Genomic DNA, 17384 nt, shown 5'->3' on the forward strand with positions numbered 1-17384 from the left:
TTTTCCTTATTAAGCCGCCCCTGTCAATCTCCTGATGCCGGGACTGATCGCACCAACCTCCAGCGGGGAGGCAATTGGAGGCGGCGCCGGCAAAGGGGATGGACGCAGATGACCGGGCAACTCAGGCTGGACGATCACCTTCAACGGTATTCCGAGACCGCGCCGCATGCGCTGGCCGTGGCAGCCGCGGTCGATGCCATCGCGGCGGCAGCCATCGAGATCGCCGACCTCATCGCCGCGGGCGATCTTGCGGACGCCTCCGGCCTGACCACCGGCCGCAACAGCGACGGCGACCTCCAGCGCGACCTCGACGTGCAGGCCGATGCGATCCTGCGCCGCTGCCTCAGCAAGATGCCGATCGCAGCGCTCGCCTCGGAAGAGATGCGCGAGGCTCAGATCGGCGATCGCGAGGCAAAGATCTGCATCGCGATTGATCCGCTCGACGGCTCCTCCAACATCGACATCAACATGACCGTGGGCACGATCTTCTCGATCCTGCCCGCCCCGGACGACCTGACGCTCGCCTTCCATCAGCGCGGCTCGGCGCAGCTCGCGGCGGGCTTCGTCACCTACGGTCCGCAGACCTCCCTGGTGCTGACGCTCGGCGAGGGCGTCGACATCTTCACGCTCGACCGCAAGGCGGGCTGCTTCCGCCTCACGCGCAGCGGCGTGCAGATCGCCGAGGCCTGCGAGGAATTCGCGATCAATTCGTCGAACCGTAGGCACTGGGATCCGCCGGTGCGTGCCTTCATCGACGAATGTCTCGCCGGCGTCGATGGGCCCGCCAACCACGATTTCAACATGCGCTGGGTCGGCTCGCTGGTTGCCGAGGCCTATCGCATCCTCACCCGCGGCGGCATCTTCCTCTACCCTTCCGACGCGCGTCCCGGCTACGGCGACGGCCGCTTGCGCCTGACTTACGAGGCGCACCCGATGGCGATGATCATCGAGCAGGCCGGCGGCTCCGCCACGACGGGACGCGAGCGCATCCTCGACCTCTCAGCGCAGAGCCTGCACCAGCGCGTGCCGCTGATCATGGGCTCAAGCAACGAGGTGCGCCGCGTCGAGGAGCTGCATTGCGATCCGCTGCTGGTCGCCAGCGTCTCCGCACCGCTGTTCGCGCGGCGCGGCTTCTTCCGGTTGTGAGCGAGGCGTCCCATGTCCAGGAAGCATCCGATCATCTCGATCACCGGCTCCTCCGGCGCCGGCACCACCTCGGTGAAGAAGACGTTCGAGCAGATTTTTTTCCGCGAGAAGGTCAACGCGGCCTACATCGAGGGTGACGCCTTCCACCGCTACGACCGCGCCGAGATGCGCGCGCAGATGGCCAAGGAGGCTGATCGAGGCAACAAGCATTTCAGCCATTTCAGCCCCGAGACCAACCTGTTCGAGGAGCTGGAGCGTGCGTTCCGAGATTATGGCGAGACCGGCACGGCGGTGACGCGGCACTATGTTCACGACGCCGAGGAATCGGCGCTGCACGGCGTGGCGCCCGGCACATTCACCGATTGGGAGAAGCTGCCGGAGAACTCGGACCTGTTGTTCTACGAGGGCCTGCACGGCGCCGTGGTTACCGACAAGGTCAATGTCGCGCGCTATGCCGACCTCAAGATCGGCGTCGTTCCGGTCATCAATCTCGAATGGATCCAGAAGCTGCATCGCGATCGCAGCGCGCGCGGCTATTCGACCGAGGCGGTCACCGACACCATCCTGCGGCGGATGCCCGACTACATCCACTACATCTGCCCGCAATTTACCGAGACCGACATCAACTTCCAGCGCGTGCCGACGGTGGACACCTCCAATCCGTTCGTCGCGCGCTGGATCCCGACGCCGGACGAATCGATGGTGGTGATCCGCTTCAAGAACCCGCGCGGCATCGACTTCCCTTATCTGCTGTCGATGCTGCCGCAGAGCTGGATGTCGCGCGCGAATTCCATCGTCTGCCCCGGCGCGAAGCTCGATCTCGCGATGCAGCTGATCCTGACGCCGCTGATCATGCAGCTCATCGAGCGCAAGCGGAACCTGAAGTGACGAAAACCAACGACAATGGGAGGATCCGATGAACATCTCGGTTCATGCCGAAGCCGACCTCAATGCGGTCGCGCACAATGATCTCGCGAACGCCGTCCGCTTCCTCGCGGTCGATGCCATCGAGACGTCGCAGTCGGGCCATCCCGGCCTGCCCATGGGCATGGCCGATGTCGCGACCGTACTGTTCTCGCGCTTCCTGAAATTCGACTCGGCGCATCCCAATTGGCCGGACCGCGATCGCTTCGTGCTGTCGGCCGGTCATGGCTCGATGCTGCTCTATGCCCTGCTGCATCTGACCGGCGGCGACGTCAGCCTCGACGATATCAAGGCCTTCCGGCAATGGGGCTCGAAGACGCCGGGCCATCCGGAATACGGCCATACGCCGGGCGTGGAGACCACGACAGGGCCGCTGGGGCAGGGGATCGCAACCGCGGTCGGCATGGCGCTCGCCGAACGGATGGCCAATGCGCGGCATGGCGACGGCCTCGTCGATCACTTCACTTATGTGATCGCCGGCGACGGCTGTCTCATGGAAGGCCTCAGCCAGGAGGCGATCTCGCTCGCCGGCCATCTCGGGCTCGGCCGACTGATCGTGCTGTTCGACGACAACGGGATCTCGATCGACGGACCGACCTCGCTGGCCACGTCCGACGATCAGCTCGCGCGTTTCGCCGCCTCTGGCTGGTCGGTACGCAGCATCGACGGGCACGATCCCGAAGCGATTGCGCAGGCGATCGCAGAGGAGCGGGAGACTGCAAAACCGTCGCTGATCGCCTGCCGCACCATCATCGGCTACGGCGCGCCGGATCGGCAAGGCACGGAGAAGGCCCATGGTGCGCCGCTTGGGATCGAGCAGGCCGCGGCAGCGCGGCGGGCGCTCGGCTGGGACTATCAACCCTTCGTGGTGCCGATGCCGGTGCTAAAGGCATGGCGGATGATCGGGCAGCGCGGACAAGTCGATCGGCTCGCCTGGCTCGATCGCTATGAACGCGCGACACCCGAGCAGCGCGATCTGTTCGTCGAGGGCAAGGCCGTCGCTCTGCCTGCCGCCTATGCGCTGGCCGCCGCGAAATTACGGGAGCGCTTTGCTAGCGAACGTCCGAAGCTCGCGACACGGCAGGCCTCGCAACAGGTGCTCGATGGCATCGCCGGGACGATTGCCGGTTTGGTCGGCGGCTCCGCGGACCTGACGCATTCGAACCTCACGCACGCCAAGGCGCAAGCTCCCGTCAAGCGCGGCGCTTTCGCCGGCGACTACATCCACTACGGCATCCGCGAGCACGGCATGGCCGCCGCGATGAACGGCCTCGCGCTCCATGGCGGCTTCATTCCCTATGGCGGCACCTTCCTGGCGTTCTCCGATTACAGCCGGCCCGCGATCCGCCTTGCGGCGCTGATGCGGCTGCGGGTCATCCACGTGATGACCCACGACTCGATCGGCCTCGGCGAGGACGGCCCGACGCACCAGCCGGTCGAGCATCTCGCCTCGCTGCGCGTCATTCCGAATCTTCTGGTGTTCCGTCCCGCCGACGCGGTGGAGACACTCGAGGCCTGGGACTGCGCGCTCAGCTCCGAGAACCGTCCGTCCGTGCTGTGCCTGTCGCGGCAGGCGCTGCCGACCTTCCGCAGCGATGCGCGCGGCAGAAACCGTGTGTCACGCGGCGCCTATCTCGTCGTCTCGCCGGACGGCGGCCGCGACGTGACGCTGATTGCGACCGGCTCGGAAGTGTCGATTGCCTTGGAAGCCGCTCGCTTGCTTGCGACTGAGTACATCCGTGCAGCCGTGGTGTCCGCACCCTGCTTCGCCCTGTTCGAGGAGCAGCCGGACGATTACCGCGCCACGGTGCTCGGCACCGCGCCGCGCGTCGGAATCGAGGCGGCCGTCGCCGGTGATTGGCATCGCTGGCTCGGCGCCGAGGGCGAATTCGTCGGCATGCGCGGCTTCGGCGCCTCGGCGCCGGCGCCGGTGCTGTATCGCGAATTCGGCATCACGCCGCAGAGTATTGCAGAGGCGGCCAGGCGCTCCGTCGCACGTCGGAACCAGGGAAAATCAGCATGAGCTTGCGTGTCGCCATCAACGGGTTTGGCCGGATCGGTCGCAACGTGCTGCGTGCGATCGTCGAGTCCCGCCGCAACGATATCGAGGTGGTCGCGATCAACGATCTCGGTTCGGTCGAGACCAATGCGCATCTGTTGCGCTTCGACTCGGTCCATGGCCGCTTTCCGGGCGACGTCAAAGTCGACGGCGATACGATCGATATCGGAGGCGGTCCGATCAAGGTGACTGCGATCAAAGATCCGGCGCAGCTGCCGCATCGTGCGCTCGGCATCGACATCGCATTGGAATGCACGGGCTTGTTCACCTCGCGGGAGAAGGCCGCCGCGCATCTTGAGGCCGGCGCAAAGCGCGTGCTGGTCTCGGCGCCGGCGAGCGAGGTCGATCTCACCGTCGTATTCGGTGTCAACCATCTCGCGCTGACCGGTGATCACATCGTGGTCTCCAATGCCTCGTGCTCGACCGACTGCCTCGCGCCGCTCGCGCAGGTGCTGGACGAGGCCGTCGGGATCGAGAAGGGCTTCATGACCACGATCCACTCTTACACCGGCGACCAACCGACGCTCGATACGTTTCACAAGGACCTCTATCGCGCCCGCGCCGCGGCGCTGTCGATGATCCCGACCACGACCGGTGCGGCCAAGGCGGTGGGGCTGGTGCTGCCGGCCCTGAAGGGCAAGCTCGACGGTGTGGCGATCCGTGTGCCGACGCCGAACGTTTCGGTGGTCGATTTCAAGTTCGTCGCCAGGCGCGCAACGAGCGCGAAGGAGGTCAACGAGGCGGTTCAGGCAGCTGCCAAGGGACGGTTGAAGGACATTCTGGGAGCGACCGACGCGCCGAATGTCTCCACCGACTTCAACCACGATCCGCGCTCGAGCATCGTGCATCTCGACCAGACCAAAGTCATGGACGGCAATCTGGTGCGGGTCATGAGCTGTTACGACAACGAATGGGGCTTTTCCAACCGCATGGCCGACACCGCCGCTGCGATGGGCCGGCTGATCTGAGCTGACGGAAAGACAGGAAACGGAGAATTCCCTTGGCACGTATTACCCTTCGACAATTGCTCGACCACGCCGCGTCTCATGGCTACGCGGTGCCGGCATTCAACATCAACAACATGGAGCAGGGCATCGCGATCATGCAGGCAGCCGCCGAGGTCGATGCGCCCGTGATCATCCAGGCCTCGCGCGGCGCGCGCAGCTACGCCGGCGATCTCATGCTCTCGCACATGATCGACGCGCTGGAGCGGACCTATCCGGACATCCCGCTTTGCATGCACCAGGATCACGGCAATGACGAAGCGACCTGCGCGTCCGCGATCGCCCACGGCTTCACGTCCGTCATGATGGACGGCTCGCTCAAAGCCGATGCCAAGACGGCGGCCGATTACGACTACAATGTCGCGATCACCCGCCGCGTCGTCGATCTCGCCCATTGGGTCGGCGCCTCCGTCGAAGGCGAGCTCGGCGTGCTCGGCTCGCTGGAGCACGGCGGCGGCGAGCAGGAAGATGGTCACGGGGTCGAGGGCAAGGTCAGTCATGACCAGCTCTTGACCGATCCCGACCAGGCGGTCGACTTCGTCCAGGCCACCAAGGTCGATGCGCTCGCCATCGCGATGGGTACCTCGCACGGCGCCTACAAGTTCAGCCGCAAGCCGGACGGCGACATCCTGGCGATGCGAGTGGTCGAGGAGATCCACCGCCGTCTGCCAAACACGCATCTGGTGATGCACGGCTCCTCCTCGGTGCCGCAGCCGCTGCAGGACATGTTCAACCAGTTCGGCGGCGAGATGCCGCAGACCTGGGGCGTGCCGGTCGAGGAGATCGTCCGTGGCATCAAGAGCGGCGTACGCAAGGTCAACATCGACACCGATTGTCGGCTGGCGATGACCGCGGTGTTCCGCCAGGTCGCCGCGCAAACGCGCTCGGAGTTCGATCCGCGCAAATTCCTCAAGCCCGCGATGGATGCGATGCGCGAGCTTTGCCGCGAACGTTTCGAGCAGTTCGGCACGGCCGGCAACGCGAGCAAGATCAAGGTCATTCCCTTGAGCGAAATGGCACGGCGCTATCACGCGGGCGAGCTCGATCCGCGCGTCGACGCCCGCGAGCCGGTTGCGGCCTGATCAATCAGAAAGAGCAGAGAAGAAGAACAGGAGAGAGACATGAACGCACATGCAGGTACGGTCCGCGGCAAAGAGCGCTATCGCTCCGGCGTGATGGAATATAAGCGCATGGGCTATTGGGAGCCCGATTACACGCCAAAGGACACCGACGTCATCGCACTGTTTCGCGTGACGCCGCAGGAAGGCGTCGACCCGATCGAGGCGTCGGCCGCGGTGGCCGGTGAATCTTCGACCGCGACCTGGACCGTGGTGTGGACCGATCGCCTGACCGCCGCCGAGAAGTATCGCGCCAAATGCTACCGCGTCGATCCGGTCCCGGGTGCGCCGGGTTCGTATTTCGCCTACATCGCCTATGACCTCGACCTGTTCGAGCCGGGCTCGATCGCGAACCTCTCGGCCTCGATCATCGGCAACGTGTTCGGCTTCAAGCCGCTCAAGGCGCTGCGGTTGGAGGACATGCGATTCCCCGTCGCCTATGTGAAGACGTTTCAGGGGCCGGCGACCGGCATCGTGGTCGAGCGCGAGCGGCTCGACAAGTTCGGCCGGCCGCTGCTCGGCGCGACGGTGAAACCGAAGCTCGGGCTTTCGGGCCGCAACTATGGCCGCGTGGTCTATGAGGCACTGAAGGGCGGGCTCGATTTCACCAAGGACGACGAGAACATCAACTCGCAGCCCTTCATGCACTGGCGCGATCGTTTTCTCTACTGCATGGAAGCCGTGAACCGCGCGCAGGCCGCCTCCGGTGAGGTGAAGGGCACGTACCTGAACATCACCGCGGGCACGATGGAGGACATGTACGAGCGCGCCGAGTTCGCGAAGGAGCTGGGGTCGTGCGTCGTCATGATCGACCTCGTGATCGGTTACACCGCGATCCAGTCGATGGCCAAATGGGCGCGGCGCAACGACATGATCCTGCATCTGCACCGCGCCGGCCACTCGACCTATACGCGGCAGAAGAGCCATGGCGTGTCGTTCCGCGTCATCGCCAAATGGATGCGCCTTGCCGGCGTCGACCACATCCATGCCGGCACGGTGGTCGGCAAGCTCGAAGGCGATCCCAACACCACGCGCGGCTATTACGACGTTTGCCGCGAGGACTTCAATCCGACCAAGCTCGAGCACGGCCTGTTCTTCGACCAGCACTGGGCGAGCCTGAACAAGATGATGCCGGTTGCCTCCGGCGGCATCCATGCCGGCCAGATGCACCAGCTGCTCGACCTTCTGGGCGAAGACGTCGTGCTGCAGTTCGGCGGCGGCACCATCGGTCACCCCATGGGAATTGCGGCCGGCGCGATAGCCAACCGCGTAGCGTTGGAAGCGATGATCCTCGCCCGGAACGAGGGCCGCGACTACGTCCACGAGGGCCCGGAGATCCTGGCCAAGGCGGCCGAGACCTGCACGCCGCTGAAGGCCGCGCTCGAGGTCTGGAAGGACGTCACCTTCAACTATCAATCCACCGACACGCCGGACTTCGTGCCGACGGCGCTCGAAACCGTTTGAGGAGATTTGACATGAAGCTGACTCAAGGCTGCTTCTCGTTCCTGCCCGATCTCACCGACGATCAGATCACCAAGCAGGTGCAATATTGCCTGACCAAGGGTTGGGCGGTGAACATCGAGTTCACTGACGATCCGCATCCCCGCAATACTTATTGGGAGATGTGGGGCCTGCCGATGTTCGACCTTCAGGACGCCGCCGGCGTGATGATGGAGCTCGCCGAATGCCGCAGGGTGTACGGTAACAGCTACATCCGCATCAGCGGCTTCGATTCCAGCCATGGCTGGGAATCGGTGCGGATTTCCTTCCTCGTCAACCGGCCGCCGCAAGAGGCGGAGTTCGAGCTGGTGCGGCAGGAAGTCGGCGGCCGCGCGATCCGTTACACCACGGTTCGGAAGCCGGCCGCCCACGCCTCTCAATAGCCATTCTCTTCTCTCTTCCGCGCGGAGCTCTCCCTGCTCCGTATCCTTGGCGGACCACTGCTTCGCCGCTCCCCCGCGGCGAAGCTCTTTTCTTCGAGGGTAGCTATGCTGGATGTTCCCCACGCAACCACGACCGAGCCCGGCGAGACCCATTTCGATCTCCGCAAGGAAGCTGAAGCGGCCGGGATCACCGACACGCTTCAGCAGCTCGAGCGGGAGCTGGTCGGATTGAGGCCGGTGAAGAGCCGCGTGCGCCAGATTGCCTCACTGCTGCTGATCGAACGTATCAGGCAGCGCGCGGGCCTGGCCTCCGCGCCGCCGACGCTGCACATGTCGTTCACAGGCAATCCCGGCACCGGCAAGACCACGGTGGCGCTGCGCATGGCCAAGATCCTCCACGGCCTCGGCTTCGTGCGGCGCGGGCAGGTGATCTCGGTCACACGTGACGATCTCGTCGGCCAATATATCGGCCACACCGCGCCGAAGACCAAGGAGATCCTGAAGAAGGCGATGGGCGGCGTGTTGTTCATCGACGAGGCCTATTACCTCCATCGCCCCGACAACGAGCGCGACTACGGCCAGGAGGCCATCGAGATCCTGCTCCAGGTGATGGAGAACCAGCGCGAGGACCTCGTCGTGATCCTCGCCGGCTATGGCGAGCGAATGACGAGCTTCTTCGCTTCCAATCCCGGCTTCCGCTCGCGCATCGCCCACCACATCGAATTCCCCGACTATGCGGAGGCCGAGCTGCTCGTCATTGCCGAGCTGATGCTGAAGGAGCGGGGTTATCGCTTCTCGGCCGCGGCACGGGAGGCGTTCGAAAAATACATCGCGCTGCGCCGGACCCAGCCGTTCTTCTCCAATGCGCGCTCGATCCGCAATGCCGTCGACCGCATCCGGCTGCGGCAGGCCGATCGCCTGGTGTCCGATCTCGATCGCATGCTCGATGTCGCCGACCTCGAAACCATCGATCCCATGGACGTCCTGGCGAGCCGCGTTTTCAGCGGCGGCGCCGATACGCGGAGTGCAAAGCCATGACCAGAGAGATCATCATCGCCCCCTCGATCCTGGCTGCGGATTTCGCGCGTCTCGGCGAGGAGGTCGCGGCAATCGACACGGCCGGCGCCGACTGGATCCATTGCGACGTCATGGACGGACACTTCGTGCCGAACATCAGCTTCGGTGCCGACGTCATCAAGGCGATCCGGCCGACGACCAAGAAGATCTTCGACGTCCATCTCATGATCGCGCCTGTCGATCCTTATCTGGAATCGTTCGCGAAGGCCGGAGCCGACGTCATCACGGTGCACGCCGAAGCCGGCGCCCATCTCGACCGCTCGCTGCAGGCGATCCGTGCGCTCGGCAAGAAGGCCGGTGTCAGTCTGTGTCCCGCCACGCCCGAGAGCGCGATCGCCTACGTGCTCGATCGCGTCGATCTCGTGCTGGTGATGACGGTCAATCCGGGATTTGGCGGCCAGTCCTTCCTCGAATCCCAGCTCGCGAAGATCGAACGGATCAAGGCCATGATCGGCGACCGGCCGATCCGGATCGAGGTCGACGGCGGTATCACGCGCGACAATGCGGCTGCCGTGGCGGCCGCGGGCGCCGATACGCTGGTGGCGGGTTCGGCCGTGTTCCGCGGCAAGGGCGCCGCCGACTACGCCACCAATATTGCGGCCATTCGCCTCGCTGCCGAGGCCGGCCGAGTTCCGCACGTGCAAGTCAGTTCTGCGCAGCGGGTACGCGTAGGCGATGGAGGTCGTCTCCGGTAGACTATGTCCAATCTCGAGGCGACGCCGCAATCGGCCGAGACTGTCCGCCCTTGGCGGGGGGGGGGGGGGGGCCGAGTGTCGGTCGGCGCCAATTGGAACTTTCGCCTGAATACGCATTTCAAGAGCGGGCCGAGATCAGGTGCGCGGTGGGCGCAGCAAATCTTTTGCATAACCGCCATTTGCCTGACGCAAATAAGGGCAATAAGCTCTGCAAATGCGAGGGAGGGTCTCATGGAGAACGTACGTCGCTACCGGGCGCTGGCGTCCCTCTGTCGTCAGCAGGCGGCCTACCGGCCGCTCCAGAACTGGCAACTCCTCGGCCAGGCCGAGCATTTCGAATATCTCGCCGAGGTCGAGCTCAAGGCGCATTTCGACGCCTGCAACGTGAAGCACGACGATGGCGCCGCGGCGCCCGCGACATGGGAGGCCCCAGTCGCGGCATGACGGCGCCTGTTCGTCTCAATGCGACATCAGCGTCGGGACCGTCATGGCTTCCAGCATGGCGCGGGTGACGCCGCCGAGAACGCGTTCCTGCAATCGCGAATGGCCATAGCCGCCCATCACCAGGAGATCGAGCCCCTCGTCGGCCGCCAGCGACAGGATGGTGGGCTGGATGTCGGCGCGCGTCGCCGACAGGCCGACCGTGCGGGTCGACAGTCCACGCCGGCCGAGATGTCTTGCCAGATTGCTCGCTGAAGCTTCGTCCGAGACCGCTCTGGTTTCGTTGATGGTGATGATCACGATCTCCTCGGCGCGTGCCAGGAACGGTGCGGCGTCGTGCACGGCCCGCGCCGCGACGCGGCTGCCGTCCCAGCAGATGCCGATCCGCCCCGCCTTGAACGCTCCATGGAAGGTGTAGGGCAGGAACAACACCGGGCCGCCCGACTGAAACAGGATTTCGCCCGGCACGTCGTTGTCGAACGAGCCGTGCGCAGGCTCCGGCTGAAGCACGACGCTGAGGTCGTGCAGCCGCGCCATCTCGCCGAGCGAGCCGGCTGCGTCCACCGGGATCGCGCCGAGCGGGTGGCAGGCGTAGGAAATGCCGGCGTTCGCCGCTTCGATCCCGAACACCGAGAGCGCGGCCTCGGCCCGCTCCACGGCGCGCTCGCGTTCCAGCTCGAACACGGCCGCCACCGCGGCGCCGCCCTCCATCACGTAAGCTGCACTTGTCGCGACATAGCCGATCGCGACCGCGTCGAGATGGGCGTTGAGCTGCGCCGCCAGCGAAATCGAGCCATCGATCGCGGAACGCATGGGACGTTCGGTGGGGATGTGGACGAGAATGTCTTTGTACATGGGGCGCCTCCGATGAATATCATCCGGTGGCCGCAGTTTTTCACTGCCCGCAAGACCTGCGTTGAGCTGCATCAAATGCGCGGGGACGATCTTCCCGCTTGTGTCCGCTCGCATGTTGTTTGCCAAGATTTAATCGGACGGACGGGACGTCGTAAGGTGACGATGTCCATGTTTGGTGCAAGGCGACACCTTATCCAACATGGACATTTCGACATGAACGATCGCGCCAATTCCGACACCACGACGTCCCGCAAGATCTTGAAGCCACGCCGGCTCGCGCTGCTCGGCACCGTGGCCGCGCTCGGCGTGGCCGTGCTGGCGGCTTCTCCCGGCTCTTCAAATTTCGGTACGAGCTCCTTCATCGCGCCAGCCCAGGCCGCCGAATCCGCCGCGACGCCGCCGGGCTTCGGTGATCTTGTCGGCAAGGTCAAGCCGGCCGTCATCTCGGTGCGGGTCAGGATCGAGCAGGACAACGACAAGAGCGCCATGCTGCAACAGAACCGGATGGACCAGGACGAGGCGACGCCGTTCGACCAGTTCTCGCGGCAGTTCGGCTTCCGCTTCCCCGGCGGCCCGAATGGCATGCCGCGCCAGCGCCATCAGATGATCACGGGCGAAGGCTCCGGCTTCTTCATCTCCGCCGACGGCTACGCCGTGACCAACAACCACGTCGTCGACCACGCTGCGTCGGTGCAGGTGACGATGGACGACGGCACGAGCTACACCGCGAAGGTCGTCGGCACCGATCCGAAGACCGATCTCGCGCTGATCAAGGTCGACGGCAAGACGGACTTTCCGTTCGTCAAATTCTCCGACCAGAAACCGCGGATCGGCGACTGGGTGGTCGCGGTCGGCAATCCCTTCGGTCTCGGCGGCACCGTGACCGCCGGCATCGTCTCGGCCAGTGGCCGCGACATCGGCAACGGTCCCTATGACGACTTCATCCAGATCGACGCGCCCATCAACAAGGGTAATTCCGGGGGCCCGGCCTTCGACATGAGCGGCAACGTGATCGGCGTGAACACCGCGATCTTCTCGCCCTCCGGCGGCTCGGTCGGCATCGGCTTCGACATTCCGGCTTCGACCGCAAAACTCGTCGTCGCGCAGCTGAAGGACAAAGGCGCGGTGACCCGCGGCTGGCTCGGCGTGCAGGTGCAGCCGGTGACGTCGGAGATTGCCGACAGCCTCGGCCTGAAGGAGGCGCGTGGCGCCATCGTCGACAATCCGCAGGATGGCAGCCCGGCGGCGAAGGCTGGCATCGAGGCGGGTGACGTCATCACCGCCGTCAACGGCACCGCGATCAAGGACTCCCGCGACCTCGCCCGTACCATCGCCACCCTGGCGCCGGGCAGCTCGGTGAAGCTCGACGTCTTCCACAACGGCACGACCAAGACGTTGACGCTTGCACTCGGCGAGTTGCCGAACGAGCGGCAGGCCAAAGCTAATGGCGGCGCCGACGAGGGCAGAGGGCAGCCGAGCGCCGGCGCGCCGCGTCTCGGGCTTGGCCTGGCTCCGGCCGGCGACGTCCAGGGCGCTGGCCAGAAGGGCATTGTCGTCACCGAAGTCGATCCGCAAGGACCTGCGGCGCAGCGCGGCATCCAGACCGGCGACGTTATCCTCAATGTCGGCGGCAAGGCCGTCGCCAATGTCGGCGACGTCCGCTCGGAGCTGGCGCATGCCAAATCGTCCGGCAAGCGCAGCGTGCTGTTGCAGGTCAGAAGCGCCGAGGCGACGAGGTTCGTCGCGGTGCCGCTCGCCTGAGGCGAACATCTATCAGCCAAAATCAAAAAGGCGGCCCTCGGGCCGCCTTTTCCGTTCGCCCTTGGGATCTGCGAGGGCCACTCGATAACATTCTCGTTAACGGCAGAGATGGTGACCCGGTTCGTCCGAAAAAGCCGTGTTCGCTCATCACAGTTCCGGATCGTGCATGTCTGGCGCGGCAATGACGCCGTCCAGACTGAGTTGCAAGCGTGGAACTTCGAACCCCCTAGCCGCTTTGTGGAACTGGCCGGTGGTTCGCATTTGATCGGTGCCGACATGGATCGATTGAAGCTCTCGCTGAGGGGGGCGCTGCTTGCGGCGCCGTTGCTGCTTTGGGGTGGCAGCGCGCTCGGGCGGGATGACGGCCGCTATGCGGACTCGCCCCTCAAGCCGTGGTTCGACAGCCTGCGCAGCCATCTCGGTCCGTGCTGCTCGGACGCCGATGGTTTTGCCGTCGCTGATCCCGACTGGGAATCCCACAACGGACATTATCGCGTGCGTCTGGACGGGGAATGGGTCGAAGTCCCGGATGAAGCCGTCATCACCGAGCCGAACCGCGCCGGCCGCACCATGGTGTGGCCGGTGAAGACGGCCTTCGGGGTCTCGATCCGCTGCTTCATGCCGGGCAGCATGATCTGAGACAGGTCAGCGTCAACGCTTGCTGGATTTGCGCTTCGATTTCTTGGCTGTTTTCTTCTTCGTCGTCCTCTTCTTGGACGTCTTCTTGCTGGCCTTCTTCGGGACCTTCTTGCCCTTCTTGCGCGCCTTCGACAGCCCGATCGCGATCGCCTGCTTGCGACTCTTCACGCGTCCGCCGCGGCCTTTGCGACCGCTCTTGGCCGTGCCCTTCTTGTAGCGGCGCATCTCGCTTTCGACATCGCTGCCAGAGCTGCGTGAGTAGCGGCGCTTCTTTGCCTTACGTGCCATGCATGTTCTCCCTTGGCCGAGGAGAACCATTCGACACGGGCATGGTTCCGAAACAGCGAACGGCCTTCCAGGCGAAAGCCTAGAAAGAGTTCGCCAGCTCGATCTCCGCTTCCAGCACCTGGATGCGCCGCGCGGCCTCGGTGAAGGACAGATCGCGCGCATATTGTGCGGGCTGATAGGCCTCTTCGCTCAGTCGTTTCAGCCGCAGCCCTTGTGCCCGGGTCATCTGCTCGGCGAGAAAGATCCGGGCGTTGTACTTGCCTTGAACCTGCATCTGGCTTCTCCATCCTGAAATCGTGGCTTGACTATATGTTCTTATTTTGTTCTAACAAGCTATGGACAACCGAATTAATGAAATTCGACGTAAAATCAGTGCCTTGAGGCTGGAGATGGCCGACGTCGAGGCTTCCGTGCGCGATCGCATCAACGGCGATCGCGATTGCACCGAACAGGCCCTGGCGCAGATGGATCTGCGCCGAAAGATTAACTGATCGGCGAATGGAAGGCTGCCGGCGGCGGCGATGTCCTGCCTGACGGGCGCGACCGGGTGCGCCTTCGTCTCGTGAAGACAGTTGGTATTCCCGGCCGCACGAGCACACGGCGCTGAAATCTCTGAGGGGGGCGCCGTGGATGGGGACCCGGACACTTACCGGATCTTGAGGTTACGCGCCGAGATTCTCGAACTGGGCTCTGCCATCCGGCAATTGCAGCGCGCAGGTCTCGATGATGCTGCGGCCCAACTTCTGATCGGACGCAAGCGGGCGCAGCTCGAGCATCTCGTGAAGACGAATGCTGCGGGCCGCGGGCTCAACCTTGAAACGCGCCGGCCGCAATGAGCTGACGCCCGACGATGTGACGCTCGGTCGCCGATCGAGCATCAAGAAGAAGGCCCCGCGTCGCCGCGGGGCTTTTGACGGCGTGCCGGCCTGAGCTCACTTAGTGTTGCTCATGCCCTTGCTGGTCTTGTTCGTCATGGTGCCGCCCTGGTCTGATCCGGGGCCCGAACCGCCCTGGCCGGAGGGATCGGCGCCCTTGGACGCCTTGGTGTTGGCGCCGGTGGTCTGCGACGACGACATCGAAGACCCATGTTTCGCCTTGTGCGACTTGGCCTGTGCGGCGAGCGGCGCGGCGGCGAGGCCGGCGGCCACCATTGCGGTGAGAACGAGCTTGGTCGTTGTCATGCGAGGGAACTCCCTGGGTTAAATTGACGCAGGCAGCCAACCGCCCTGGAGCGCAGGAGTTCCCAACAAAGGTTCGCCGTCACGCATGGCGCCCGTTTCAAGACCGCTTGTCTTCGGCCAAGATGAACACCACGCCGGTGAGTGTCGCGCCGATGGCGAACGTCGTCACCAATGTGAGAGCGAAGACGATCGCGGCCTGGCTCCCGCCGTGATTGAGCAAGCTGGCGACGGCGGGATTGCACAGGATCAGCGCGAGACTGAAGGCGAGGCCGAGGGCTGCGCCCATCATGGCATGCGTCATCAGCTTGATGAGGCCGGTCGCAGAGATCAGGTCCGACGACTTTTTTGCGCGCATGGGAACTGTATCCCGATCTGACATGCAAACGCGGGCGATAATCCGCTGGTTCCATATGAATGAAGGAATTGTCATCGCTGGCTTCATCGGACGTTCATGCCGGGCTTGCGAGGATAGGCGCCAGCAAAACGGGAACATCGATATGGGTAAGGTTGTCTTTCTTTACCGCTCGCTGGCCTATCGCAACGCGGCTGCGGACATTCTTCGCAAGGCGCGCAAGCTGCCGCGCGGCGCGGAGCGAAGCGCCGCGCGCCGCTATGCCAGGGCGCTACGCGATCTCGCCCAGACGGAAGCCTGGCTCGAGGGGCGGGTCGCGCGCGAACCGCGGACGGCGCGACGCATGACGAGCGCGGCGTCCGGCTAATGGTTTTTTCGCTCCGTCAGAATCGGAACGGAAGCTCTCGCGTCTCGCCTTGACGCATTCTCTCGCAGTGAACGGCTCGTTCTTTCGCCGGAAAGCGCTCTAACCGGATGCGCGCTGCAATTCGGCGGAGCTGGCGTCCTCGAACTTGGCGGATGCGGTCGTCGCCACCGTCTTGCGTGTCAACGGCACCTCCAGGCGGCACAACAGGCCTTCGGCTCGCCAATCGAACCGCGCTTGTCCGCCGAGCTGGGACTCGACGCTCGCAAGCAGGCTCCGCGTGCCGAACCCGCGCGATTTCGGAGTCATGACGAGCGGACCGCCGGATTCATCCCAGCTCAGCGTCAGCAATTGGTCCTCGACCTGCCAGCCGATCGTGAGCCGTCCCGACCTGGTCGAGAGGGCGCCGTACTTGGCCGAGTTCGTGAAGAGCTCGTGCAGGGCGAGCGCCAGCGTCTGGGCCGTCGCCGGCAGCAACTGGACCTCCGGACCTGCCAAGATGATCTGGCCGCCGAGCGAATAGGGCGCCAGCTCCTCGTCGATCAGCCTGGAGAGCTCGGCACCCTGCCAGCTCGACAGCGACAGGATGGTGTGCACGCGCGCGAGCGCATTGATGCGTCCCTCGACGGCGTTGACATAGGCCTTGACCTCGTCGGCCCGGGTGAGACGCACGATCGACTGCGCCAGCGCCAGCGCATTCTTGGCGCGATGATCCACTTCCCGCGCCAGCAGATTCTGCCGTTCCTCGGCGCGCTTGCGCTCGGTGATGTCCACGGTGACGCCGCTCACGCGCACGACGCGACCGCTATCGTCCACCGTCGCCGCCGCCGTGCCGACGCACCAGCGCACTTCTCCGTCGGGGCGCATGATGCGGAACTCGGTCTCGTAGGCCCGCGTGCCCCTGTTGAACTCGGCGATCGCCTTGCGCAACTGATCGACGTCATCGGGATGCAGCAGCGCCTGAACGTTGGCCGGGTTGACCTCGAAGCTCTCGGGGCTGACGCCAAAGATGCGATATTGCCCTTCGTCCCACATCCAGTCGCCGCTGATCCAGTCCCAGTCCCAGGATCCCATCTTGCCGGCCGCGATCGCCATGCTGCGCCGTTGTTCGCTCTCGCGCAGCTTCGCCGTGGAGTTCTCCAGTTCCGCCGTGCGGGCGCGGACGCGGTCCTCGAGCTCCTGGTTCAGTCGTTCGAGCTCGCGGGTCTTGCGGTAGAGCTCGGCAAACACCTTGATCTTGGCGCGCAGCACCTCGGGCACGACCGGGACCGGTACGTAATCGACCGCGCCCATCTCGTAGCCGCGCAATCGGTCGATGTCGCTGACCTGGATGGCGGAGATGAAGATCATCGCGGTCTTCTGGAAGCGTGGATGCTCGCGGATCATCGCGGCGAGCTCGAAGCCGTCGAGCTCGGGCATGCAGACGTCGACCAGGATCACCGCGATCTCGGTCTTGAGCAGGACCTCCAGCGCCTCGCGCCCCGACGAGGCGATCACGAGGTTCTCACCGAGCTCCTTCAAGATCACCTCATAGGCGAGCAGCTTGGCCGGCTGGTCGTCGACGAGGAGGATGTTGACCTTTTCGTGGTCCATACGC

At 64.6% G+C, this 17384-nt stretch carries 20 protein-coding genes; 14 read left to right on the forward strand and 6 right to left on the reverse strand.

Going from position 1 to position 17384, the window contains the following annotated elements; all coding sequences use genetic code 11:
• Nucleotides 1–108 precede the first annotated feature (108 nt).
• From XH84_RS14740 to XH84_RS14785, 10 genes are all read left to right on the forward strand, one after another.
• Nucleotides 109–1146, forward strand: a complete 1038-nt coding sequence (locus XH84_RS14740) for a class 1 fructose-bisphosphatase (protein WP_128916720.1) — start codon at nt 109–111, stop codon at nt 1144–1146.
• A gap of 12 nt (nt 1147–1158) precedes the next feature.
• On the forward strand, nt 1159–2034 hold the full coding sequence (locus XH84_RS14745) for a phosphoribulokinase (RefSeq protein ID WP_128916721.1): 876 nt from the start codon (nt 1159–1161) through the stop codon (nt 2032–2034).
• 28 nt (nt 2035–2062) lie between these two features.
• Nucleotides 2063–4093, forward strand: a complete 2031-nt coding sequence (gene tkt, locus XH84_RS14750; protein ID WP_128916722.1) for a transketolase — start codon at nt 2063–2065, stop codon at nt 4091–4093.
• The gene (gap, locus tag XH84_RS14755; protein ID WP_128916723.1) at nt 4090–5097 is read left to right on the forward strand and encodes a type I glyceraldehyde-3-phosphate dehydrogenase; all 1008 of its coding nucleotides are present in this window, start codon (nt 4090–4092) and stop codon (nt 5095–5097) included. Before tkt ends, gap begins: the two co-directional genes overlap by 4 nt.
• Before the next feature lie 32 nt (nt 5098–5129).
• The gene (gene fba / locus XH84_RS14760) at nt 5130–6215 is read left to right on the forward strand and encodes a class II fructose-bisphosphate aldolase (protein ID WP_128916724.1); all 1086 of its coding nucleotides are present in this window, start codon (nt 5130–5132) and stop codon (nt 6213–6215) included.
• A gap of 39 nt (nt 6216–6254) precedes the next feature.
• Nucleotides 6255–7715 carry a form I ribulose bisphosphate carboxylase large subunit gene (locus tag XH84_RS14765; protein ID WP_128916725.1) on the forward strand — a complete coding sequence of 487 codons (1461 nt, stop codon included), beginning with the start codon at nt 6255–6257 and terminating at the stop codon, nt 7713–7715.
• 11 nt (nt 7716–7726) lie between these two features.
• A complete protein-coding gene (locus XH84_RS14770; RefSeq protein ID WP_128916726.1) occupies nt 7727–8134 on the forward strand; it encodes a ribulose bisphosphate carboxylase small subunit in 408 nt (135 codons plus the stop codon).
• Between the two features lie 105 nt (nt 8135–8239).
• Nucleotides 8240–9172 (forward strand): CbbX protein, encoded by a 933-nt coding sequence (gene cbbX / locus XH84_RS14775; protein ID WP_128916727.1) that lies wholly within the window; start codon nt 8240–8242, stop codon nt 9170–9172.
• Entirely contained in the window at nt 9169–9906 is a 738-nt protein-coding gene (gene rpe / locus XH84_RS14780) for a ribulose-phosphate 3-epimerase (RefSeq protein ID WP_128916728.1), read from the forward strand. The genes cbbX and rpe overlap by 4 nt, the downstream gene beginning before the upstream one ends.
• A gap of 231 nt (nt 9907–10137) precedes the next feature.
• Nucleotides 10138–10350: a hypothetical protein gene (locus XH84_RS14785; RefSeq protein WP_128916729.1), complete on the forward strand. Its 213-nt coding sequence runs from the start codon at nt 10138–10140 to the stop codon at nt 10348–10350.
• Between the two features lie 15 nt (nt 10351–10365).
• Here the strand turns inward: XH84_RS14785 and XH84_RS14790 are convergent, their stop codons facing one another.
• Nucleotides 10366–11202, reverse strand: a complete 837-nt coding sequence (locus tag XH84_RS14790) for a universal stress protein (RefSeq protein ID WP_164935898.1) — start codon at nt 11200–11202, stop codon at nt 10366–10368.
• A 213-nt stretch (nt 11203–11415) separates the two neighbouring features.
• On the opposite strand from XH84_RS14790, the gene XH84_RS14795 reads away from it, so the two are divergent.
• Together XH84_RS14795 and XH84_RS14800 are read left to right on the forward strand one after the other, a co-directional pair.
• The gene (locus tag XH84_RS14795; RefSeq protein ID WP_164935899.1) at nt 11416–12963 is read left to right on the forward strand and encodes a Do family serine endopeptidase; all 1548 of its coding nucleotides are present in this window, start codon (nt 11416–11418) and stop codon (nt 12961–12963) included.
• Nucleotides 12964–13239: 276 nt separating this feature from the next.
• The gene (locus tag XH84_RS14800; protein ID WP_128917156.1) at nt 13240–13602 is read left to right on the forward strand and encodes a hypothetical protein; all 363 of its coding nucleotides are present in this window, start codon (nt 13240–13242) and stop codon (nt 13600–13602) included.
• Nucleotides 13603–13614: 12 nt separating this feature from the next.
• On the opposite strand, the gene XH84_RS14805 is transcribed toward XH84_RS14800, so the two are convergent.
• Nucleotides 13615–13890: a DUF6496 domain-containing protein gene (locus XH84_RS14805; protein ID WP_128916731.1), complete on the reverse strand. Its 276-nt coding sequence runs from the start codon at nt 13888–13890 to the stop codon at nt 13615–13617.
• Nucleotides 13891–13969: 79 nt separating this feature from the next.
• Nucleotides 13970–14164 carry a DUF3072 domain-containing protein gene (locus tag XH84_RS14810; RefSeq protein ID WP_128916732.1) on the reverse strand — a complete coding sequence of 65 codons (195 nt, stop codon included), beginning with the start codon at nt 14162–14164 and terminating at the stop codon, nt 13970–13972.
• Nucleotides 14165–14516: 352 nt separating this feature from the next.
• Here XH84_RS14810 and XH84_RS40790 point away from each other — a divergent pair, with 352 nt between their 5' ends.
• A complete protein-coding gene (locus XH84_RS40790) occupies nt 14517–14726 on the forward strand; it encodes a hypothetical protein (RefSeq protein WP_128916733.1) in 210 nt (69 codons plus the stop codon).
• Nucleotides 14727–14822: 96 nt separating this feature from the next.
• On the opposite strand, the gene XH84_RS14825 is transcribed toward XH84_RS40790, so the two are convergent.
• Both XH84_RS14825 and XH84_RS14830 read right to left on the reverse strand, forming a co-directional pair.
• Entirely contained in the window at nt 14823–15071 is a 249-nt protein-coding gene (locus XH84_RS14825) for a hypothetical protein (protein ID WP_128916734.1), read from the reverse strand.
• 97 nt (nt 15072–15168) lie between these two features.
• Nucleotides 15169–15426 carry a hypothetical protein gene (locus tag XH84_RS14830; RefSeq protein WP_128916735.1) on the reverse strand — a complete coding sequence of 86 codons (258 nt, stop codon included), beginning with the start codon at nt 15424–15426 and terminating at the stop codon, nt 15169–15171.
• A gap of 142 nt (nt 15427–15568) precedes the next feature.
• Here XH84_RS14830 and XH84_RS14835 point away from each other — a divergent pair, with 142 nt between their 5' ends.
• Complete coding sequence (locus XH84_RS14835; protein ID WP_128916736.1) at nt 15569–15790, forward strand: hypothetical protein; 222 nt, start codon at nt 15569–15571, stop codon at nt 15788–15790.
• A gap of 99 nt (nt 15791–15889) precedes the next feature.
• On the opposite strand, the gene XH84_RS14840 is transcribed toward XH84_RS14835, so the two are convergent.
• Complete coding sequence (locus XH84_RS14840) at nt 15890–17380, reverse strand: HWE histidine kinase domain-containing protein (protein WP_128916737.1); 1491 nt, start codon at nt 17378–17380, stop codon at nt 15890–15892.
• Between the last annotated feature and the right edge of the window lie 4 nt (nt 17381–17384).

It is taken from the genome of Bradyrhizobium nanningense (assembly GCF_004114535.1).
GTDB classification, from domain to species: Bacteria; Pseudomonadota; Alphaproteobacteria; order Rhizobiales; family Xanthobacteraceae; genus Bradyrhizobium; species Bradyrhizobium nanningense.